Annotated in this window: 22 protein-coding genes, 1 tRNA gene and 1 other RNA gene; 9 read left to right on the top strand and 15 right to left on the bottom strand. The window is 67.5% G+C overall.

Translation table 11 applies throughout. The annotated features are described in order from the left end of the window. The 7 genes from ASF81_RS12415 to ASF81_RS12385 form a co-directional block, all read right to left on the bottom strand. A partial coding sequence (locus tag ASF81_RS12415) for a hypothetical protein (protein ID WP_156363255.1) occupies positions 1-359 on the bottom strand: 359 nt, incomplete at its 3' end. A 254-nt stretch (positions 360-613) separates the two neighbouring features. After that, on the bottom strand, positions 614-1,060 hold the full coding sequence (locus tag ASF81_RS12410) for a hypothetical protein (protein WP_156363253.1): 447 nt from the start codon (positions 1,058-1,060) through the stop codon (positions 614-616). A 540-nt stretch (positions 1,061-1,600) separates the two neighbouring features. Next, positions 1,601-1,675, bottom strand: a tRNA-Gly gene (locus ASF81_RS12405). A gap of 82 nt (positions 1,676-1,757) precedes the next feature. After that, positions 1,758-2,720 (bottom strand): TraB/GumN family protein, encoded by a 963-nt coding sequence (locus ASF81_RS12400; protein WP_082503562.1) that lies wholly within the window; start codon positions 2,718-2,720, stop codon positions 1,758-1,760. Positions 2,721-2,764: 44 nt separating this feature from the next. Continuing rightward, entirely contained in the window at positions 2,765-2,962 is a 198-nt protein-coding gene (locus ASF81_RS12395) for a helix-turn-helix transcriptional regulator (protein WP_055754453.1), read from the bottom strand. A gap of 3 nt (positions 2,963-2,965) precedes the next feature. Continuing rightward, a complete protein-coding gene (locus ASF81_RS12390) occupies positions 2,966-3,424 on the bottom strand; it encodes a hypothetical protein (RefSeq protein ID WP_055808990.1) in 459 nt (152 codons plus the stop codon). Positions 3,425-3,509: 85 nt separating this feature from the next. Next, a complete protein-coding gene (locus tag ASF81_RS12385; RefSeq protein ID WP_055808988.1) occupies positions 3,510-4,727 on the bottom strand; it encodes a DNA recombination protein RmuC in 1,218 nt (405 codons plus the stop codon). A 120-nt stretch (positions 4,728-4,847) separates the two neighbouring features. On the opposite strand from ASF81_RS12385, the gene ASF81_RS12380 reads away from it, so the two are divergent. Further along, positions 4,848-5,210 (top strand): hypothetical protein, encoded by a 363-nt coding sequence (locus tag ASF81_RS12380; protein ID WP_055754450.1) that lies wholly within the window; start codon positions 4,848-4,850, stop codon positions 5,208-5,210. 5 nt (positions 5,211-5,215) lie between these two features. On the opposite strand, the gene recR is transcribed toward ASF81_RS12380, so the two are convergent. Together recR and ASF81_RS12370 are read right to left on the bottom strand one after the other, a co-directional pair. After that, positions 5,216-5,818: a recombination mediator RecR gene (gene recR, locus ASF81_RS12375; protein ID WP_055808986.1), complete on the bottom strand. Its 603-nt coding sequence runs from the start codon at positions 5,816-5,818 to the stop codon at positions 5,216-5,218. Beyond that, on the bottom strand, positions 5,818-6,147 hold the full coding sequence (locus tag ASF81_RS12370) for a YbaB/EbfC family nucleoid-associated protein (RefSeq protein WP_055808984.1): 330 nt from the start codon (positions 6,145-6,147) through the stop codon (positions 5,818-5,820). Before ASF81_RS12370 ends, recR begins: the two co-directional genes overlap by 1 nt. 157 nt (positions 6,148-6,304) lie before the next feature. On the opposite strand from ASF81_RS12370, the gene ASF81_RS12365 reads away from it, so the two are divergent. Beyond that, positions 6,305-6,919, top strand: a complete 615-nt coding sequence (locus ASF81_RS12365; RefSeq protein WP_055808982.1) for a malonic semialdehyde reductase — start codon at positions 6,305-6,307, stop codon at positions 6,917-6,919. A 72-nt stretch (positions 6,920-6,991) separates the two neighbouring features. On the opposite strand, the gene ASF81_RS12360 is transcribed toward ASF81_RS12365, so the two are convergent. Beyond that, entirely contained in the window at positions 6,992-7,726 is a 735-nt protein-coding gene (locus tag ASF81_RS12360) for a cytochrome c family protein (protein ID WP_055808980.1), read from the bottom strand. Between the two features lie 142 nt (positions 7,727-7,868). Here ASF81_RS12360 and ASF81_RS12355 point away from each other — a divergent pair, with 142 nt between their 5' ends. Continuing rightward, the gene (locus ASF81_RS12355; RefSeq protein ID WP_082503561.1) at positions 7,869-8,591 is read left to right on the top strand and encodes a 3-deoxy-manno-octulosonate cytidylyltransferase; all 723 of its coding nucleotides are present in this window, start codon (positions 7,869-7,871) and stop codon (positions 8,589-8,591) included. Here the strand turns inward: ASF81_RS12355 and nudC are convergent. Beyond that, a complete protein-coding gene (nudC, locus tag ASF81_RS12350) occupies positions 8,588-9,508 on the bottom strand; it encodes an NAD(+) diphosphatase (RefSeq protein WP_055808976.1) in 921 nt (306 codons plus the stop codon). The genes ASF81_RS12355 and nudC overlap by 4 nt on opposite strands. Before the next feature lie 47 nt (positions 9,509-9,555). On the opposite strand from nudC, the gene ffs reads away from it, so the two are divergent. Then, positions 9,556-9,651: signal recognition particle sRNA small type (ffs, locus tag ASF81_RS14900), an RNA gene on the top strand. A gap of 594 nt (positions 9,652-10,245) precedes the next feature. Further along, positions 10,246-12,087: a DNA polymerase III subunit gamma/tau gene (locus ASF81_RS12340; RefSeq protein WP_055808972.1), complete on the top strand. Its 1,842-nt coding sequence runs from the start codon at positions 10,246-10,248 to the stop codon at positions 12,085-12,087. A 9-nt stretch (positions 12,088-12,096) separates the two neighbouring features. Here ASF81_RS12340 and ASF81_RS12335 read toward each other — a convergent pair whose 3' ends face one another. Both ASF81_RS12335 and ASF81_RS12330 read right to left on the bottom strand, forming a co-directional pair. Then, entirely contained in the window at positions 12,097-12,651 is a 555-nt protein-coding gene (locus tag ASF81_RS12335) for an ActR/PrrA/RegA family redox response regulator transcription factor (RefSeq protein ID WP_055754444.1), read from the bottom strand. An 89-nt stretch (positions 12,652-12,740) separates the two neighbouring features. Next, positions 12,741-14,207: an ActS/PrrB/RegB family redox-sensitive histidine kinase gene (locus ASF81_RS12330; RefSeq protein WP_235559364.1), complete on the bottom strand. Its 1,467-nt coding sequence runs from the start codon at positions 14,205-14,207 to the stop codon at positions 12,741-12,743. 44 nt (positions 14,208-14,251) lie between these two features. Here ASF81_RS12330 and ASF81_RS12325 point away from each other — a divergent pair, with 44 nt between their 5' ends. The 4 genes from ASF81_RS12325 (at position 14,252) to ASF81_RS12310 (ending at position 17,372) form a co-directional block, all read left to right on the top strand. Then, positions 14,252-14,875: an SCO family protein gene (locus tag ASF81_RS12325; RefSeq protein ID WP_055808968.1), complete on the top strand. Its 624-nt coding sequence runs from the start codon at positions 14,252-14,254 to the stop codon at positions 14,873-14,875. Between the two features lie 80 nt (positions 14,876-14,955). Continuing rightward, positions 14,956-16,236: a polyhydroxyalkanoate depolymerase gene (locus ASF81_RS12320; protein WP_055808966.1), complete on the top strand. Its 1,281-nt coding sequence runs from the start codon at positions 14,956-14,958 to the stop codon at positions 16,234-16,236. Then, positions 16,202-16,936: a M48 family metallopeptidase gene (locus ASF81_RS12315; protein WP_055808964.1), complete on the top strand. Its 735-nt coding sequence runs from the start codon at positions 16,202-16,204 to the stop codon at positions 16,934-16,936. The genes ASF81_RS12320 and ASF81_RS12315 overlap by 35 nt, the downstream gene beginning before the upstream one ends. A 58-nt stretch (positions 16,937-16,994) precedes the next feature. Beyond that, the gene (locus tag ASF81_RS12310) at positions 16,995-17,372 is read left to right on the top strand and encodes a lysozyme inhibitor LprI family protein (RefSeq protein WP_055808962.1); all 378 of its coding nucleotides are present in this window, start codon (positions 16,995-16,997) and stop codon (positions 17,370-17,372) included. A gap of 71 nt (positions 17,373-17,443) precedes the next feature. Here ASF81_RS12310 and ASF81_RS12305 read toward each other — a convergent pair whose 3' ends face one another. Both ASF81_RS12305 and ASF81_RS15560 read right to left on the bottom strand, forming a co-directional pair. Then, a complete protein-coding gene (locus ASF81_RS12305; protein ID WP_055808960.1) occupies positions 17,444-19,537 on the bottom strand; it encodes a transglycosylase domain-containing protein in 2,094 nt (697 codons plus the stop codon). Positions 19,538-19,643: 106 nt separating this feature from the next. After that, the gene (locus ASF81_RS15560) at positions 19,644-19,775 is read right to left on the bottom strand and encodes a hypothetical protein (protein WP_255353883.1); all 132 of its coding nucleotides are present in this window, start codon (positions 19,773-19,775) and stop codon (positions 19,644-19,646) included. Positions 19,776-19,780 lie beyond the last annotated feature (5 nt).

Raw genomic sequence — 19,780 nt, 5'->3', positions numbered from 1 at the left:
TAGATGCCGATGGTGCCGAAGTCGATCGTGGTCGAGGCGTTGCCGGTGTAGTAGGCGCAGTCCGTCGACACGGCGCCCTTCAGGGTGAAGGTCGCGCCGTCGTTGCCGATGGCTTGGCCGTTGTTGCCGGCCGAACCGCCCGAGACGGTGAACAGCGAGATGTTGCTGTTGACGCCGGGGTTCACGATCAGGTCGATCGCGCCAACCAGGAAGGGGTTGGTGCTGGTGCCCGACAGGGTGCCCACGAACGGAATGGTGACCGAGCCCGTGGCCGAGCCTTGGTAGATGGGGTCGGCCGAGGCGGCGCCGGCGGTGGCGATGGCGGCGACGCCGGCCATCAGAGCAGCAAACTTCTTCATAGCAGTCTCTCCAAGCGAAGGATTTCGCGAAAAAAAGTCGATCAGGGCGGTCATCCCTCCCCGTCCGATCGGCGGGAACTTAACGCCCGGTTAACAAGTCAGTCAACAATAAAAAACGCCGTTAGGGATGAATTCGGAACGATTCCCCAGTAAGCCGAATACGCACTTTTACTCAAGTCAAGCATAGGCCATTTCTGCTTTCAGCATAAGCCAAACTGAATTCTTCAGTATTGTGACGAAGTGTACGGAAACAGTCAGACGCGCGGCGTTACCGTCACAGTCAATGTTTCCGAATACTGTCCAGCCAGCAGTCCAGCCCCGGCGGGCTGTCGCGTGCGGAATTCGATCTTGCCGCCGCCGGCGGCGATGCCGTCGCCGCTGGACAGCACGCCGGTATGGTCGACGCTGCTGAAGCTGGCGCGGACGGTGCGCGGCTCGGGCCGCAGGGTCGGGACGGTCAGGGTCACGTCATAGGGCAGCACGCCCGAGAAGGGACCCTCGCCCTGGGGCTTGGTCGCATGGGCCAGGCCGCCGCGCGCCGAGGTGACGCCCAGGTCGAACGGCACGTTGCAGTCCAGGCCGAACAGGGCCGTGGCGCGCTCGCCCCCCGTCAGTTCGCCGAAGTCGATGTCGCCCCCGCCCTGGATCTCGCAGCGCGGGACGATGCGGCCGGTGACGGTGACATTCAGCGTCTTGCCCACGTCGAGGTTGTCAGCGACAGGCTTTGCTAGGGTCGGCGATGCGACGGCGGATACGATCAGCGCAACGACGCCGCTCAGCCGGCGGACCGACGCGCGCAAAGGCCTCGAAGAATTCTGCATTGCCCAACCCCGTTTCCGTCCCCAGGACGGCCCGTCACCCCTGACGGTTCGCCCCACCCCTTCCAAAAGCCATGCCACTCCGAATCGAGACGTTCGGCGACGGGCAGGCTTTGGTTAACAATCAGTTAACGGAGGCCGCTTTACGCCTAAGAGCGGCGGTATGCAATGTGTTTGCTGAACGGCGTTGTGCGTCAGGCCGCCGCAAGGGCGCGGCGTTCGCCGAACTTTGTCACCGTGTTCGGTGCGGCTCGGGCGGCGACGCCAGGCAGGGTATTTCGGGGACGACCACGCGCGTCCGTAGCGTCCTATCTCGGGACAACCACCGCTAGCGCACTGTTTCACAATGGCACACAAAATAGAGTGGCCGCAGGCGATGGCGCCGCTTCATGGCCAATGCGACAACGCGTCAAGGATCGGGATTGGAGCGGGTGAGGGGAATCGAACCCCTGACATTCAGCTTGGGAAGCTGACGTTCTACCTCTGAACTACACCCGCACAGAAAAAACGCCGGAGCGGCGTGCGCGCGCTCCGGCGTTCGTTGTTCTAGCCGCCGCAGCAGCCGCGCTCAAGGCAGAGGTTATTGCGCCGCTTCGACCGTCACGCCGCGCTTTTGCAGGATGGCCTGGACGCTGTCGTCGCCGGTCAGGTGGGCGGCGCCGACGGCGATGAAGGCGGTGCCGGAGCCTTCGAGCAGGGTTTGGATCTGGTTGGCCCAGTCGGTGTTCCGATCGACCAGAACGGCCTGATACAGCGCCGGCGAGGCCTCCTTCATTTCCGCGATCGTGACGCGGTCCAGCGTCGCGACGTCGCCTCGGGCCCAAGCCTCGACCATTTCATCCAGCTTGGTGGCGGCGTTCTCGTAGTCCTTCAGCGTCTCGCGCAGGAAGACCAGTTGGACGTCGTCGGGCAGGCCGGCCAGGATGCCGATCTGTTTGTCGATGGTCTCAAAGCCGTGGATCGGCTTGCCCGCCGCCTCGGCCCGCGCCTTCAGCACCAGTTCGACGCCCGACTTGGGATCGTAGCCGGCCTTGATCAGCGGCGCGACCGACAGGCTGAGCGCCGCCAACCAGGGTTTCATCGGCTGAAGCTGGGCGGCCGAGGCGCCCATGGCCTGGGCGGCCGCGTCCAGTTCGGCGTTTTCTTCCGGCGTCAGGCGGCTGGACAGGGGTGTCTCGGGCGACAGGCCGTGCTGCTGGATCAGCGGCATGATGGCGGCCTGGTCGTCGGGATTGCTGATCTCGAACCAGATGTCCGACGCGCTGTCGAAGGCGGCCTCGACGCGGGGGCTGGCCCAGCCGGTCGTCGGGCGAAGCACATGGACCGAGCCGAACAGATACAGGGTCGAATCCGCATCCTTGACCACCCACAGGGCGGGGCCTTCGCCCTGGATGGGCGCGGGCGCAGCAGGCGCGGCGGTCTGGGCCAGGGCGTCGGCCGGGACGCCCGCGATGGCGACGAATAGCGCCAGGCCGCCGGCGACGCCCACGGCGCCGCGCGCCAGGCTGGAAACGGACGACAGAAGGCGATCAGTGAAGGTCATGAAAGGTCTCGTTGTTGTCGAAAATGAAGGAGAAGAAGGACCGATCAGGCCTGATCGTCCGAGAAGATGGACTCGATGGGCTGGCCGAAGACGCGCGCGATCTTGAAGGCCAGCGGCAGGGAGGGGTCGTAACGGCCGGTCTCCAGCGCGTTCACGGTCTGACGTGATACGCCCAGATGTTCGGCCAGCTGCGCCTGGCTCCAATCGCGCTCGGCGCGCAGGACCTTGAGACGGTTGTTCATGGCTCAGCCCCGCATCCGCGCCAGCCACCACCAAACCCAGACGACGGTATAGCCGATCAGCATGGGGGCGATCATCAAGGCGGCGCCGGCGGACACATAGTCGATGGGCGAGCCGCCTGAGCCGATTTCACGCGCGATGATGTCACGCCACGGCCCGGCCGAGGACAGGATCAGGCCGACGCCGCTGACGCACATGCCGGCCGTGCCACCCCAGTACCAGGCTGCCTTGTGCGCCTCCCGCGCAGCCTCGTCGATCACACGCATCCATTCGGCGCCGATCCACAGGGCGCCGGCCATGATGGCGGCGGCGAAGACTGCGGTCACGATCAGTTCGCCCATCTCGGGCGCGATCCATCCCGAACTGGAGGCGTAACCGACCGCTATGCCGCCGAGGAAGGCGAACAGCAGGCCGCCGCCGAACGTGATCACCGTCGCCTTGATTACCGGCCGCCACTTGCGCATCAGTCAACACCCCTTGTCCTATTGACAAGCTACATTGACATCACGACCCCAGCGCTGTCAAGCGCCCTTTCCATGAAAAGACGCCTCACTCGACCTTGGCGGCGGCGATCAGTTCGGGACGGGCGATGGCGCGGGGCGCGGTTTCGACCGGCGTCAGATCCGGCAAGGCCTTGCCCTCGTGATCGACCTGCAAATCCTCGAACCGGCGAGCGGAGACCATGACCTGGCTCTCAAGCGAACCGACAAACTGATTGTACTTGCCGACGGCCGTGTCCAGGGCGCGTCCGACGGCTGAGGCATGACCGCCCATGACCGACAGCCGCTTGTAGAGTTCGCGGCCCAGGGCGGCGACCTTGTCGGCGTTGGCCGCCTGCTCTTCCGCGCGCCAGCCATAGGCGACGGCCTTGCACAGGGCGAACAGGGTCGAAGGGGTGACGATGACGACGCGCGAGGCCATCGCCTGGGTCATCAAATCCGGCTCATGGTCCAGAGCCGTGACCAGGAACGCATCGCCGGGCATGAACAGGACGACGAAATCCGGGCTGGGCTTGAACTGGTCCTGATAGGCCTTGGACGACAGCTGGCGCACATGGGTCTTCAGGCTGGCGGCGGTGCGCAGGCCGACCGAGCGGGCGCGCGCCTCTTCGTCGCCCTCCCCGTCGTCGAAGGCCAGTGGGACCTTGGCGTCGATCACGAACATGCCGCCGCCGGGCAGGCGGACGATGAAGTCGGGCCGGTTCTGACGGCCCTCGTCGTCGGCGCTGGACGTCTGTTCGGTGAAGTCGAACCGCCCCGCCATGCCAGCGGCCTCCAGAACGTTGCGGCAGGTCTGCTCGCCCCAGCGGCCGCGACGGCCCGTATTGCCGCGCAAGGCCTCGGTCAGCTTGCGCGCCTCGTCGCGCGTGGCGGACGAGGCCGTCATCAGCTGGGCCAGTTGTTCGCGCAGGCCCCCGGTCTCTTCGGAGCGCGTCTTCTCCAACGCGGCGACATGCTCCTGGAACTTAGTCAGTGTGTCGGCGACAGGTTTCAGCTGGGCGGCCATCCGCTCGCGCGCCAGCTGGTCCTGGGCGCGGAAGGTCTCGGTCGCGCGACTGACCATCTGATCCGCCACGACCTGGGCCGACTGCGCGGCTTGGGCCTTGAGCAGTTCGCCCATGGTCACACGGCTTTCCTCGACCAGATCGATGCGGGCCTCGGCCGCCGCCAGCGCGCCGCTCGTCTTCTGCCAGCCCATATAGGCCCACAGAAAACCGCCCGCGAACGCGGCGGCCAGGACAGCGAGGATCGGCACAAGCATGTTCATGCTCCGTTCCTAACGGGAGTCGCCTTCAATGAGAAGCGGGGCCCTTCCGGCGCCGCTTGTCCGGAACGTCGCCGTTGCGATGACGTTGGTGTCTCAGCCATTTGCACGAAGGACCCGCCTATGACCCCGGAAAAGCCCCACCGCCACGACACCGCCGCCGATGCGGTGCACGACGGCCGGCCGGTCGACGCCGAACTGGTGCGCAGCGGCCGCAAGAACCCGCGCATCGCCGTCATCCTGGCGGTTTCGACCCTCGCCGCCGCGGTGCTGCTGTTGGGACTGTGGTTCGTGACCAACGGCGCTTTCAACGCCAAGAACGCTGAGACGGGTCCTGAGGCCGCCGCCGCCGAGACCCAGGCGTTCGCGGGCGACAGCCAGACGCCGCCCGCCGCCGACGCGCCAACGGATTCGACGGGCCGCGCCGTCGCCACACCCACGGGCGAAGCGCCGAACGTCAACGCCCCGACGGTGCCTTCGAACTAATTCGGTCAGGCCGGGCGGCGGGCGCGAAGGGCCTGGACGATGGTGCCGTCGTCCAGCCAGTCGAGTTCGCCGCCAACCGGCACTCCTCGCGCTAGCGAGGTGATCTCCACATCTGGTCCGGCGATCCGCTCGGCGACATAGTGGGCGGTCGTCTGGCCATCGACCGTGGCCGGCAGGGCCAGCACGACCTCGCGCACGCCCCCGCCCCTTACGCGCCCGACCAGTTCGGTGACCCGCAGATGCTCGGGTCCGACACCGTCGAGCGCGGACAGCAGTCCGCCCAGCACATGATATTTGCCGCGAAAGGCGCCGGATCGCTCCATCGCCCACAGGGCGCCGGCCTCCTCGACCACGCAGATCAGACCGTTGTCTCGCGCTCCATCCGAACAGATGGCGCAGGGGTCGCGCGTATCCGGCGCGCCGCAAACCGAGCACGACACGACCTTTTCCGCCGTCTCGGCCAGCGACGCCGCCAGCGGCACCAGCAACTGCTCGCGCCGCTTCAATAGAGCCAGCGCCGCACGCCGCGCCGAGCGCGGACCCAGACCCGGCAGTTTGGCGAGAAGGGAGATCAGCCGTTCGATCTCCGGACCGGCGGAGGCGGCCATCAGAACAGTTTCGGCATTCCGGGAATGTTCATCCCGGCCATGGGGCCTGCGGCCTCGCGCATCAGGGCGTTGTTCTGCTCATCCAGCTTGCGCTTGGCGTCGGCATGGGCGGCGACGATCAGATCGACCAGGATCTCGCCCTCGCCCGGCGTCAGCAGACTGTCGTCGATCTTGATGGCCGTAATCTCGCCAGGGCCCTTCAGGGACACTGAGACGAGGCCGCCGCCGGAGGAACCCTCGGCTGTGGTTTCGGCCATCCTGGCCTGGGCGTCCTGCAGCTTTTGCTGCATCGCCTGCGCCTGCTGCATCAGTTGGGTCAGATCTTTCATGCCCTCTAGATAGGGCGAACAAAGCTCGGGCGACAGAGGGGTTGTGCTCGGTGCGTGATATCGAAACCCAGCCTTTCGGGATTGGCGCTTGCGGCTGTTGCAAAACACCCTAATTAGCACCCGTACTCGTTGCTATTTAAGTCAGGAACGCATTCCCATGGCCTATGACGCTAGTCATCAACGCGACGTCCCGCTGTCGGACGCCGCCCTGTCGCAACTGTTCACCGAGGCGCGCACGCGCAACGGCTGGACCGACCGCCCCGTTGCGCCGGAACTGCTGCGCAAGCTGTATGACCTGACCAAGTTCGGGCCCACGGCGGTCAACGGATCGCCGGCCCGCTTCGTCTTCATCACCTCGCCCGAGGCCAAGGCCCGCCTCATCCCGCTGATGAGCGAAGGCAATCGCGACAAGACGCAGCGGGCCCCGGTGACGGTGATCGTCGGTCAGGACATGGACTTCCACGACCATCTCGACGCCCTGTTCCCCCACGCGCCGGGCGCCAAGGCCTGGTTCGCAGACGAGGCCGGCCGGCGAGAGACCGCCTTCCGCAACGCCTCGCTGCAGGGCGGCTATCTAACCATCGCCGCCCGCGCCCTGGGCCTGGATGTCGGCCCGATGTCCGGCTTCGACGCCGCCGGCGTGAAGGCCGAGTTCTTCCCCGACAGCAATGTGGAGCCGAACTATATCCTCAACCTCGGCTATGGCTCGGACGAGAACCTTTTTCCACGCTCACCGCGCCTGTCGTTCGACGAGGCCGCGCAGATCCTCTGAGCCGAGCGCTCATCGCGAAACGAAGAAGGGCGGCCCGTCGGGCCGCCCTTTTGTCGTTCATCGCCGCAGCGATCAGGTGTTGGGCGGCGCAGACGCCGTCGCGGCGGGCGGGGCCGCCGGGGTCGCCTGAGACGCGGCGGGGGCGCCGGCGGCCGGGGTGGTTCCGGTCGCTTCGGTCGCTGCGGCGCCCTCGGTCACCGGGGCCTCGCCCGCACCAGGCGCGCCGGCGGCCGGCGCGGCTGCACCAGGCTGACGTGTGGGATCCGGCGCCGGGATGGCGAAGCCGCTCGAGCCCTGAGTGCGCAGCCAGGCGATCAGATTGATGCGCGTCTGGGTGTCGCGGATGCCGGCGAAGGACATCTTGGTGCCGGGCACGTATTTGGCCGGGGCCGTGATGAAGCTGTTGATCTGGTCATAGCCCCAGGTCGGCGCCTCGGCCTTGTGCTTGGCCATGGCGTCGGAATAGGCGAAGCCCGGACGGTGCATGACCGGCCCGCCGACCACGCCCCAAAGGTTCGGACCGATCTTGTCGGCGCCGCCCTGGTGCGCGTCATGGCAGGCCTGGCAACGCGCGAAGGCGGCCTCGCCGGCGGCCAGATCGGCGGTCGGCAGGACCGTGCCCCAGTCGGGCGCCAGTTCGGCGGCTTCACCGCCGGCGGCCTCTTCCGGCGCATCGACGAAATAGCCCATCTTTTCGGGGGCTTCCGAATGATAGACGAGGCCCGAGGCCTGCTGGACGACCAGGATGACGAACGCCGTCCCCAGAGCCGCGCCGAAAATCTTGTTCCACTTAAGATCGCCGCTCATACGCCTGGTCGTTTCCCTCTGCCGGCCGGGCCCCTCGAAAACACGCCCCGGACATAATCTTGCTTCGGCGTCTCTGGCACGGTAGCGCCGCCTTCGCAACCGGCCCAACGCGCGACGGGTCAGACAGGTGTCAGGGAAGTCGATGAATCCGTTGATAATGATACCGGCTCGCATGGCCGCGACCCGTCTGCCGAACAAGCCGCTGGCCCTGATCGGCGACACGCCGATGATCGTGCGCGCCTATCGCCAGGCCGAGGCCTCGGGCCTGCCGGTCGTGGTCGCCGCCGGCGATCCAGAAATCGTCGAGGCGGTGGAAGCCGCAGGCGGCCGCGCCGTCCTGACCGACCCGGCCCTGCCCTCGGGCTCTGACCGCATCCGCGCCGCCGTGGACGCCATCGACCCCGAGCGCGATTTCGACGCCGTCATCAACGTCCAGGGCGACATGCCCTTCGCCAGCCCCGGTCTGGCCGTCGCCTGCGCCGCCATTCTGCACGGCGAGCCGACCTGCGACATCGCCACCCTGGTCGCCGCCGAGGCCGACGGGTCGGACCGGACCAATCCCGACGTGGTCAAGGCGGTGCTGGCCCTGGGCGAAGGCGAACGTCAGGCGCGCGCCCTCTATTTCACGCGCTCGACCCTGTACGGCGACGCCCCCGTCTGGCGTCATATCGGCGTCTATGGCTATCGCCGTGAGGCGCTGAACCGCTTCTGCGCCGCGCCGCCGTCGCCGCTGGAAAAACGCGAGAAGCTGGAACAGCTGCGCGCCCTGGAAATGGGCATGCAGATCTGGGCCGCCGTCATCGACGAAGCCCCCCTGTCCGTCGACAATCCCGCCGACCTGGAGGCGGCGCGGGCGCTAGCCTAGACCTCGTCGACCCAGGCCTTGATCAGGCTGTGGGCGATGGCGAAGGGCGGCGGGGCCTGAATGCTCGGATGCTCGCCTGCCAGCACGGCGCGCGCTTCGGCCCGCGTCAGCCAGGCGACGGCTTCCAGTTCCGTCTGGTCCGGTTGCGCCTGATCGTCCGACACCTCCGCGATCAGGCCGATCATCAGTTGCGACGGAAAGGGCCAGGGTTGGCTGGAGTGATAGGCCGTGGCGATCACGGTCAGGCCGGCCTCTTCCTTCACCTCGCGGGCGCAGGCCTCCTCGATGGATTCGCCCGGTTCCAGGAACCCGGCCAGGGCCGACATTCGTCCGGCAGGCCAGGCCGCCTGCCGGCCCAGCAGGCAGATGGGCTCTGCCCCGCCCTTATAGACCGGCAGCATGATTGTGACCGGATCGACGCGCGGGAAATGCTCGGTCGAGCAGGCCCGGCAGATCCGCTTCCAGCCGCCCGACGCCGTCTCGCTCAGCGTGCCGCAGTTGGCGCAGAAGCCGTGTTTGCGGCGCCAGTCGAACAGGCTCTTGGCCCCGCCCGCGATCGCCGCATCCGCCGCTGGCAGGATCGCCGCCGCCGCCCGCAACTCGTGAAAGGCGCCCAGCCCGGCCAGCGGCCCGTCGGTCGGATCGATGGAGCCTTCGAACTCGATGGCGAAGACGGGTTCGTCGTTCCACAGGCCCAGAAACGCCTCGCGATCGCGCACCAGAGCGCGCGCATGGCGCATCTGCAGCCACGCCAGCCTCGGCCCCTCGCCCGTCTCCTCGATCAGCAGCCGCCCTTCCCAGAGCACCAGGGCCTGGGCGTAGGGCTTGGCGGCCTGCTCGGCCAGCCAGTCGGGATCATTCCTCAGGTCCCCGGCCCGATCGAGCGGATTGCCGGCGAAGGTGTTGTGATGGGCCATGCGGGTTTGTAGCTCTTGATTCCAACCGCCGCACCCGTCATATCTCCGCTTGGAGATCGCGGGCGAAGGTTTCGCCAATCTGGTCAGGGCCGGAAGGCAGCAGCCACAACGAATTCCCCTTCGGGTCGCGGTCTCTACTTCCTCTTTTTTGCGCTAGCGCTCGCCGCACGGAGGCTCGCTGCTCGAGCGCGTTTGGCGCGCCATTTTTTGAACGCCAGGGCAGACGGTTGTGATACGCCACAACTTCTGCGAACGTCGTCCTATGAGACGTGTATGGCTCCTTGGATTGTTGGGGTTGTGCGCCTGTGGATCGGCGCCCGCGGAGCCGCGACCGCAGTTGACGGGGTTCAGCGTCTACCGGACGATGGGCTGTTACGAGACGGCGCTTCAGACAAACGGCGCTCAGATCGATCTCAACCCTGACGGAACCGTCCAGATTTCGACGTACAACGGCGACAAATCTCAACGTACTCCCGCAAGTGAAATCGGTCGCCGCCTGTACGAAATGGGCCTCGATGTCAGGAACCCGATCTACGTCGGGCCGAAAACATCCAATCGATACACCGACGTCGTTGGAATTCTTAAGGACTTGCAGATGCGAGGGTACCAGCACGTACGGCTGATGAACTTGCCTGCATGACCGAGTCCTAGCGCCGCGTTTCCAATCCGAGATAATCCAGCCTTTTGGGTGAACGGCCGCTTCGCTGCGGACCTCGCCCGCTGTAAGACTTCCTCCCATGACGGACAGCGACACGAATCTCGACGGCCCGCCCTGGGAAGAGGACAACGTCGTCGAACGCGACGAGAACACCGAAGATATGTTCGGCGCACCCGCCGCGGCGGCGCCTGAGCCGGTCGCCGCGCCTGTCGTCACCAAGCCTGCCCCGGCTGAAGTCGCGGCTCACGTCGATGACGGCGCCGCCTATCAGGTGCTGGCGCGCAAATACCGGCCGCGCACCTTCGAGGACCTGATCGGTCAGGAGGCGATGGTGCGCACCCTGACCAACGCCTTCGCCACGGGCCGCATCGCCCACGCCTTCATGCTGACGGGCGTGCGCGGCGTCGGCAAGACGACCACCGCCCGCCTTCTGGCCCGCGCCCTGAACAACGAAACCGACGTCATCGACAAGCCGTCGCTGACCCTGACCGCCCACGGCCGGCACGACGCCGCCATCATGGCCGGCCAGCATATGGACGTGATGGAGATGGACGCGGCGTCGCACACCGGCGTCAACGACGTCCGCGACATCCTGGAGAGCGTCCGCTACGCCCCCGTCGAGGCGCGCTACAAGGTCTATGTGCTGGACGAGGTCCACATGCTGTCGACGCAGGCGTTCAACGCCCTGCTGAAGACGCTGGAAGAGCCGCCGCCCCACGCCAAATTCATCTTCGCCACCACCGAGATCCGCAAGGTGCCGGTGACGATCCTGAGCCGCTGCCAGCGCTTCGACCTGCGTCGGGTCGAGCCGGAGATCCTGGTCGAGCATCTGGGCCGGATCGCAGACCGCGAAGGCATGAAGATCGAGACCGACGCGCTGGCTCTGATCTCGCGCGCGGCCGAGGGGTCGGTGCGCGACGGCCTGTCGCTGCTGGACCAGGCCCTGGTCCAGGCCGAGCGCGGCGAGACGGTCAAGACCGAGACGGTCCGCGACATGCTGGGTCTGGCCGACCGGACCCATACCATCGCCCTGTTCGAAAGCGTCATGGCCGGCCGTACGCCCGAGGCGCTGGAAAGCTTCCGCACCCTCTATGGCTTCGGCGCCGATCCGGTGCAGGTGACGAACGACCTGCTTGAGCATTGCCATGCGGCATCCGTCGCCAAGATGCTGGGGCCGAACGCGACCCGCCTGCCTAACGACCAGGCCCAGAAGCTAGCGGCTCTGGGCGCGGCCATCCCGGCGGCCACCCTGTCGCGAACCTGGCAGATGCTGCTGAAGGCGCTGGACGAGGTGCGGCGCGCGCCCAATCCGGCCGATGCGGTGGAAATGGCGATCGTGCGCCTGGCCTATGCCGCCGATCTGCCGGGACCGGAGGAGGCGCTGAAGCGGCTGCAGTCCGGTGAACCGATGGGCGGCGGCTCGGCCCCGCGTGGCGGCGGTGGTGGAAGCGGCGGCGGAACTTCGGCGCAGGTGGCCGCGCGGCCGGTGATGGCGCCTGCCCTGCCCGATCCGCAGACCTTCGAACAGGTCGTCGCCCTGATCGGCGAGAAGCGCGAGGTCGGACTTCAGATGGATGTGGAGCGGTATGTGAAGCCGGTCTCGTTCAAGCCCGGCGCCATCGTCTATGAAAGCGTCCAGGGCGCGCCCATCGAACTGGCGCGCAAGCTGTCGGCCCGCCTGCGCGAATGGACTGGCCGCACCTGGCTGATCGCCGCCAACGGCCAGGGCGGAGCCGAGACGGTCATTGAGATCCAGAAGAAGGCCCGCGCCGCGGAACGCGCCGAGGTCGAGGCCAATCCCTTCGTCCAGGCGGTGCTCCAGGCCTTCCCCGGCGCCAAGCTGGGCGAGATCAAGACCATCGCCCCGACCGTGGTCACCCCGGAAATCCCCGACGTGGTCGAGGACGACGACGAGGACTGAGGGTTCGGCCTATCGCGGCGCGCGCTTGGCAAGGATGCGTTGCAGGGTGCGGCGGTGCATGCCCAGGCGGCGCGCCGTCTCCGAGACATTGTGGTCGCACAGCTCATAGACGCGCTGGATATGCTCCCAGCGCACGCGGTCGGCGCTCATCGGGTTTTCGGGCGGTTCGGGCGAGTCGCCGGTGGCGAGCAGGGCCTTGACCACATCGTCGGCATCGGCGGGCTTGGACAGATAGTCGACGGCGCCGGCCTTGACCGCCGCGACCGCCGTGGCGATGGCGCCGTACCCGGTCACCATGACGATGCGGGCGTCCTCGCGCTTTTCGCGCACCGCCTCGACGATCTTCAGGCCGTTGCCGTCCTCAAGCCGCATGTCCAGCACGGCGAAGGCCGGCGCCTTGTCGCGCAACAGCTGCATCGCCTCGGCGACGGATTCAGCGGTCGTCACCTGAAAGCCGCGCGCCTCCAGCGCCCGCCCCATGCGGGTGCGCAGGGCCTGGTCGTCGTCCAGCAGCAGCAGGGACTTGTCAGGAAGGGCGGCGATGCGGGCTTCGAGTTCTGACATGCGTTTCTCTCTCCTGCCGCTTCAAGTCGGGACGGGTAGCGCGCGGGTCAAGGCCAAGGTTCCGCCTGCGACGCTTCGACCCAATCGCCTCATGCCGCGACCTCCAGCGCCGGCCGCGCCCAGCGCACCGCCACGCGTGCGCCACGCGGGGCCGCCTTGGCCTCCGATTGCGGCAGGCCCTGGCCCACGCTGACCGAGCCGCCGGTCCGTTCCAGCAGGGTGCGGGCGATGAAGAAGCCCAGCCCCATGCCGCCCTGGCTGGGGGCGATGGGCGGCTCGACCGTTCCAGATGCCAGGGCGCGAGACTTGGACGGTCGGGCGGCGGCGGCGATCTGGGCGGCCAAGGCCTGGCGCGCCTTGCCCTGCGGCCGACTGGTCACATAGGGCTCGCCCAGCCGGGGCAGGATGTCCCCCGCAAAGCCCGGGCCATCGTCCAGAATCTCGATCTCGATCCAGCCGGCGTCCACCACCGCCTGGACCCGCACCGTCGTCTTGGCGAAATCGGCGGCGTTCTCGACCAGGGTGGACAGGCCGTGGATCACCTCGGGCATCCGGCGCACGCGCGGCGCGGGCTGACCCGGCGGCGTCTTGACCAGCACATCAAAGGCCAGGTCGAAGCCCCGGTGGGGCTCCACCACCTCTTCCAGCAGGGCCTTCAGCGAGACGTCGGCATAGAGGGCGTCGTCGCCCTCGGGCTGCTGCGACAACTGGGTCAGAATGCCCCGGCACCGTTCGGCCTGTTGCAGGATCAGGGCCGCATCCTCGGCCGCGTCGCTATCGGGGGCCGAGGCGCGCTGAAGCTCCTTGGCCACCACCTGAATGGTCGCCAGCGGCGTGCCAAGCTCATGCGCCGCCGCCGCCGCCAGCCCGCCCAGCGCCGCCAGCCTCTGTTCGCGTTGCAGCACGTCCTGGGTGGTCGCCAGGGCCAGCTCCAGCTTCTCCGCATCGGCCGCCACCCGCCAGGCGTAGCCGGCGGTGAAGACCACGCCGGTCACCAAAGCCATGGCCATGCCGAGACGATAAAGCGTCGGCAGGTGGAAGTTCTCGTGCGGTCGCCACGGCAGAGGCTCGGACCAGAAGAACAGCACCCCGACCGCGATTAGGGCCAGCACGCCCAGCATCAGGGCCTGACGCGCCGGCAGGGCCGCCGCCGCGATGGTGACGGGCGCGACCAGCAGCAGGCAGAATGGGTTCTCCAGCCCGCCGGTCAGACCCAGCAACACGCCCAGCTGGAAGATGTCGAAGCCCAGATGGATCGCCGTCGTGCGCCCGTCGGGCAGGCTGGCCTCCAGCCGGCGCACCCGCGCCATGGCCCCCACATTCACCGCCGCGCTGATGGCGATCACGATCAGGCACGGCCAGAGCGGCAGGGGAAAATGCAGCCCCTGATGCGCCGTCAGGATCGCCGCGCTCTGGCCGATGATCGTCAGCCAGCGCAGAACGATCAGGGTCCGCAGCGAAAACCCCCGACCGCGACGCGGCGCATCGCTCCAGCCGTTCAACGGCTCCGAAGAGGATGCGCCGTGCGGCGCCATGCGGGCTTCTGTCGAGGTCACACGCCTTCTATAGACCGATCACATCCGTTTCGTGAGAGGCCGTCATGCCGCGTCGTTCCATCCTGCTGTTCGCGGGCGCCTGCATCGCCATCGCCGTGGCGCTGGCCATCATCACCGTCGTGGTGGTCAGCGGTCGTGCGCCCACGTCGGACGGCGCCGAGGTGACGTCGACCGGCCAGCCCCTGGTCGGCGGCGACTTCAAACTGGTCAATCAGGATGGGCGCCCCGTCGATCAGACGATGCTGAACGGCAAATGGAGCCTGGTCTTCTTCGGCTTCACCTACTGCCCCGAGTTCTGCCCGACCACCCTGGCCGAGCTGGGCGCGGTGCAGCAGCGGCTGGGCGACAAGGCGGACAATCTGCAGATCGTCTTCGTCAGCATCGACCCTGAACGCGACACGCCCCAGGCGCTGAAGGACTATCTGTCATCCGACGGCTTTCCCAAGGGGACCATCGGTCTGACGGGCACGCCCGAACAGGTGGCGACCGCCGCCAAGGCCTACCGCGCCTTCTATCAGAAGGTCGGCGAGGGCGAGGGCTATACGATGAACCACTCCCTGACCGTCTATCTGATGGGCCCGGACGGAAAGTTCCGCACCGCCGTCGCCTATGGAATGGGTCCAGACAAGACGACCAGGATCATCGAACAGGCGATGGCGCGGGGTTAGCAGCGACCCCATAATCCTTTTGCAGGGTGATGCATTATATGTTGCCCTGCACAAACGGCGCTCGGCCGTATCGGATCGTCATGCTCTACGCCTTTCATGAACTCGCCTACCAGTCGGCCCTGCCGTTCCGGGTCGGCGCGCAACTGGCCCGCAGCTTCTGGACCTCGCCGTTCAACCCGGCGGCCGACACCGCCATCGGCCGCACGGCCTACGCCTCGGCAGAACTGTTCGAGAGCGTGACGCGGCGCTACGGCAAGCCGGCCTGGAAGCTGGAAACCATCGACATCGGCGGCAAGCCCGTGCGCACCACCGAACAGGTGATCTGGCAGAGCCCGTGGTGCCGCCTGGTCCGCTTCGCCCGCAACATCGGCGACCTGAAGCGCGCCAAGAAGCCCGCCTCCGGCCCGGCCGTCCTGATCGTGGCCCCGCTGTCGGGCCACTACGCCACCCTGCTGCGCGGCACGGTCGAAGCCTTCCTTCAGGACCACGACGTCTATGTCACCGACTGGGTCAACGCCCGCCAGGTGCCGATGCTGGAGGGCCGGTTCGACTTCTTCGACTACATCGACCACGTCCGGCTGATGCTGGCAGAGATCGGCGGCCGCGCCCACGTCGTCGGCGTGTGCCAGCCCGGCCCGCCGGTGCTGGCCGCCGGCGCGGTGATGGCCGAGGACGAGGACGAAAACCGTCCCCTGTCGATGACCTTCATGGGGTCGCCCATCGACGCGCGCCTGTCGCCGACCGTCACCAACCAGCTGGCCGAGGAAAAGCCCTTCACCTGGTTCAAGTCGAACATGATCCACACGGTGCCCCTGCCCTATGCGGGCTTCGGGCGGCGCGTCTATCCGGGCTTCGTCCAGCTCTACAGCTTCATGTCGATGAACGAGGATCGCCACCGCGACGCCCACTGGAACTATTTCACCAGCCTGATCGCCGGCGATGGCGACGAGGTCGAAAAGCACGAGGAATTCTACGACGAATATCTGTCGGTGCTGGACTTGACCGAAGAGTTCTATCTCCAGACCATCGACATCGTCTTCCAGCAGCATCTGCTGGCGCGGGGCCTGTTGGAGCATCGCGGGCGCAAGGTCGATCTGTCGAGGATCACCGACATCGGCCTGATGACCGTCGAGGGCGAGAAGGACGACATCTCCGGTGTCGGCCAGACCCAGGCCGCGCACGGCCTGTGCCCCAATATCCCCGAGGATCGCCGCGTCCTCTACGTCCAGCCGGGCGTCGGCCATTACGGCGTGTTCAACGGCCGTCGCTTCCGTGACGAGATCTATCCCCGCGTGCGCGATTTCATCGCCCAGAACGAGGCCGCCGGTGGCGTATCGCAACGGTCAGCGGCTGCCGCTTGACGAAAGCGGGGCCGGCGGGAGCGAAGGTTCCGGCCCGACCCTGAGACTGTCGGTCAATCCCCGTGCGCGACGTCTGTCGGTGCGGATCGACGCGCGCGCCGGCGAGGCCGTGGTCATCGCCCCGACCGAGCGCGGCCTGAGCCAGGCCGTCGCCTTCGCCCGATCCAAGGCCGTCTGGATCAGCGAACGCCTGGCTGTCCGCCCCAAGAGCCGCCCCCTGGAACCGGGCCAGGTGATCTCCCTGCGCGGCAGGCCCGTGCGGCTAGAGGCCGTGCCTGGCGCGGGCGCCGCGCGCCTGGTCGAGGACGGGACCATCATCCGCTCAGGCGGCGAGGGCGAGGCCTATGCCCGCCGGGTTGAAAACCTGTTGAAGCGCGAGGCGCGCGATACGCTTCTGGAACGCACCGACCACCATCTGCGCACACTTGGCCAGGGCCCGGTCAAGATGGGCATCGCCGACACCCGGTCGCGATGGGGCTCATGCAGCCCGCACAACCGCACCATCCGCTACTCCTGGCGCGTCATCATGGCCCCGCCCCCGGTCATCGACTACCTCGCCGCCCACGAGGTCGCCCATCTGGTCCACGCCGACCACAGCCCGGCCTATTGGTCCGTGGTCGAACGGCTTGTCGGGGACCACAAACCCTGGCGCAAATGGCTGAAGGATTACGGCGCCGCGCTGCACGCCGTGGGGCGGTAGGCGGAAACCCCGGCGGCCGGGCGCGTTTCAGCATGGCCCGCCCACTCAGGAACGCCCCATGAAAACGATGATCACCCTGTCAATCGCGCTCGGTCTCGCCGCTGCCGCCGCCTCGTCCGCCAGCGCCCAGTCGCAGGCCACGATGAACGCCAACGCCGCTCAGGAACTTCAGCGCGCCGATCGGGCGCTCAATAGCCAGTACACGACGACGATGGGACGGCTGTCGCCCGCCAGCCGCACCTTGCTGCGCACCGCCCAACGCACCTGGATCAGCTTCCGCGATCAGCAATGCCGGTTCGAGGCGTCCGGCGTCCAGGGCGGTTCCGCCTATCCGATGGTGCATTCGACCTGCCTCGCGCGTCTGACGACGGAGCGGACACGCCAGTTGCGGACCCTCAGCCAATGTCAGGAAGGCGACCTGTCCTGCCCCCGCTGACCCAGGCCTGAAATGCAAAGGGAGGCGACCGCCGGGTCGCTTCCCTTTCTTACGCGCCGTTGGCGTCGCGATCAGAAGAACAGGGCATCGCCCTTGCGCTCCGGCGCCGGGCGGCCCTCGGGCTGCTGCGGGTTCGGCGCATCGCGATAGCCGCCCTTGGGCGACGCCGGACTGGACGGCTGCGGCGACGGCGGCTGCATCGGCGCCTCGTCGTCCGGGACATAGGGTTCGCCAGCCAGGGGATCGACGGGTTCGATGGGCAGGCCGTTCTGATCCAGGCCGCTCATCAGGTCGCCGACCGGATCGGGCGCGACCCAGCCCTCGGGCATGGGCGGACCGTTGGGGATGGCGGGGGCGTCCAGGCGCGGCAGGGCCGCCTCCATGAAGCCCTTCCAGATGGCGGCAGGCGACGAGCCGCCGGTCACGTCGCGCATGGCGGTGTTGTCGTCCTTGCCCACCCAGACGGCGGTGACGAAGCCGCCGGTGTAGCCGACGAACCAGGCGTCCTTGTAATCCGAGGTCGTGCCGGTCTTGCCCGCCAGGTCGCGGCCCGAGATCGCCGCCGACCGGCCCGAGCCGCTGGTCACGACGCCGCGCAACATCTGGTTCATGTAGTACAGCGACGGATTGTTGATCGCCTGACCGCTCTGGCCCGACTGGCGCTGATAGATGACGCGGCCCTGGGGCGTGCGGATACGGCTGATGCCATAGGCGTCGACGCGGCGGCCGCCGTTGGCGAAGGCGTCGTAGGCGGTGGCCATCTCGATCGGCGAGACCTCGACCGCGCCCAGCGCCATCGCCGGCTCCAGACCGATGCGGCTTTCGATGCCCAGGCGTCTGGCGGCGCGGGCCACGCTGTCGCGCCCGACCTGATCGGCGACGTAGGCGGCGACCGTATTGGTCGACTGGGCCACGGCCTGGGCCAGGGTCATGTTTCCGCTGAAGGTGCCGGAATAGTTGCGGGGCGACCAGTTGCCGATGGTGATCGGCTGATCGACCACCGGGGTCTGGGGCGTATAGCCGGCCTCGACCGCCGCCAGATAGACGAAGGGTTTGAAGGCCGAACCCGCCTGGCGCTTGGCGTCGACGGCGCGGTTGAACTGGCTGTCGGCATAGGAGGAGCCGCCGATCATGGCCCGCACCCGGCCGTCGCCGTCCAGGGCGACCAGGGCCGCCTGCTGCACGCCCTTGCCAGCGTCACGATCCAGGATGCGGCGCACCGACCGCTCGGCCGCCGTCTGCAGCGTCAGGTCCAGGGTGGTCTCGACCACCATGTCCTCGGTCGGTTCGCCGACCAGGCTGCGGATCGACTTGTCCAGCCAGTCGATGAAATACTGGGCGTGCTGCGTCGCCAGCGTCCGCGAGACGATGACCGGCTGGGTCACGGCCTGTTCGCGCTGGGCGGCGGTGATGACGCCGGCCTCTTCCATCTCGTTCAGCACGACGGTGGCGCGGGCGGCGGCGCGCTCGCTCTCCGACACCGGCGAATAGCGCGAGGGCGCCTTCAGCAGACCGGCCAGCAACGCAGCCTCGCCGACCGTCAGGTTCTTGGCCGACTTGTCGAAATAGCGCTGCGACGCCGCCTCGATTCCGTAGGCGCCGGCGCCGAAATAGACCCGGTTCAAATAGAGGGCCAGGATCTCTTTCTTGGAGAATTTCATCTCCAGCCAGACCGCCAGCATCAACTCCTGCACCTTGCGGCGCATGTTCTGGTCGGGCGTCAGGAACAGGTTCTTGGCCAGCTGCTGCGTCAGGGTCGAGCCGCCCTGCACCACCCGACCGGCGCGGACGTTGGTCGCCATCGCCCGCATCATGCCGATGGGGTCGAAGCCAGGGTGGTGATAGAAGCGCCGATCCTCGATCGCGATAAAGGCGGCCGGCACATAGTCCGGCAGGGCGTCCAGATCGGCGGGCGGCGCCATCTGGGTGCCCCGCGTCGCGATCAACGCCCCATTGCGATCCAGATAGGTGATCGAGGGCTGGCGATCGACCTGATACAGGCTGGAGGTGTCTGGCAGGCCGCGCGCGAAGACCGCGAAGAAGACGACCAGGAAGATCAGCCCCCAGACCGCCAGAACGGCGCTCCAGTAGAACAACCGTCCTAGGGCCGACCGGCGGGGCTTGCCCTGCGCCTGTGGTCCGCCCGTGTTCACCGGTCCCGCCATGTCCGTCCTTCAGATGCCGCCTTGGGCGAGTTCTCGTTCATCGGCTGTGTATCGCGTATGAACGCCCGCCGAAACGGTCCCGCCGACTTCACGGGATCGTGAGCGGCTATTTCGCCGAAAGAAAGGCGCGCCCGGCCAGCCACACGTGGGTGTCCGCCCTGGCGTATTCGACGGTCATGCCCACGTCGGCCTTGTTCTGATCAAGGCCGACGATCCGTTTCTCCGACGGATGGGTCACCGCGC

Source organism: Brevundimonas sp. Leaf168 (assembly GCF_001423685.1).
In the GTDB taxonomy this organism is placed as follows: domain Bacteria; phylum Pseudomonadota; class Alphaproteobacteria; order Caulobacterales; family Caulobacteraceae; genus Brevundimonas; species Brevundimonas vesicularis_C.
Note: the sequence above shows the minus strand (reverse complement) of the source record. Positions and strands in the feature narration are given on the sequence as shown.

Coding starts and splice junctions, on each gene's coding strand:
- ASF81_RS12400 (WP_082503562.1), bottom strand. CDS start 2,720: ATGACCTTCACTGATCGCCTTCTGTCGTCCGTTTCCAGCCTGGCGCGC.
- ASF81_RS12395 (WP_055754453.1), bottom strand. CDS start 2,962: ATGAACAACCGTCTCAAGGTCCTGCGCGCCGAGCGCGATTGGAGCCAG.
- ASF81_RS12390 (WP_055808990.1), bottom strand. CDS start 3,424: ATGCGCAAGTGGCGGCCGGTAATCAAGGCGACGGTGATCACGTTCGGC.
- ASF81_RS12385 (WP_055808988.1), bottom strand. CDS start 4,727: ATGAACATGCTTGTGCCGATCCTCGCTGTCCTGGCCGCCGCGTTCGCG.
- ASF81_RS12380 (WP_055754450.1), top strand. CDS start 4,848: ATGACCCCGGAAAAGCCCCACCGCCACGACACCGCCGCCGATGCGGTG.
- recR (WP_055808986.1), bottom strand. CDS start 5,818: ATGGCCGCCTCCGCCGGTCCGGAGATCGAACGGCTGATCTCCCTTCTC.
- ASF81_RS12370 (WP_055808984.1), bottom strand. CDS start 6,147: ATGAAAGATCTGACCCAACTGATGCAGCAGGCGCAGGCGATGCAGCAA.
- ASF81_RS12365 (WP_055808982.1), top strand. CDS start 6,305: ATGGCCTATGACGCTAGTCATCAACGCGACGTCCCGCTGTCGGACGCC.
- ASF81_RS12360 (WP_055808980.1), bottom strand. CDS start 7,726: ATGAGCGGCGATCTTAAGTGGAACAAGATTTTCGGCGCGGCTCTGGGG.
- ASF81_RS12355 (WP_082503561.1), top strand. CDS start 7,869: ATGAATCCGTTGATAATGATACCGGCTCGCATGGCCGCGACCCGTCTG.
- nudC (WP_055808976.1), bottom strand. CDS start 9,508: ATGGCCCATCACAACACCTTCGCCGGCAATCCGCTCGATCGGGCCGGG.
- ASF81_RS12340 (WP_055808972.1), top strand. CDS start 10,246: ATGACGGACAGCGACACGAATCTCGACGGCCCGCCCTGGGAAGAGGAC.
- ASF81_RS12335 (WP_055754444.1), bottom strand. CDS start 12,651: ATGTCAGAACTCGAAGCCCGCATCGCCGCCCTTCCTGACAAGTCCCTG.
- ASF81_RS12325 (WP_055808968.1), top strand. CDS start 14,252: ATGCCGCGTCGTTCCATCCTGCTGTTCGCGGGCGCCTGCATCGCCATC.
- ASF81_RS12320 (WP_055808966.1), top strand. CDS start 14,956: ATGCTCTACGCCTTTCATGAACTCGCCTACCAGTCGGCCCTGCCGTTC.
- ASF81_RS12310 (WP_055808962.1), top strand. CDS start 16,995: ATGAAAACGATGATCACCCTGTCAATCGCGCTCGGTCTCGCCGCTGCC.
- ASF81_RS12305 (WP_055808960.1), bottom strand. CDS start 19,537: ATGGCGGGACCGGTGAACACGGGCGGACCACAGGCGCAGGGCAAGCCC.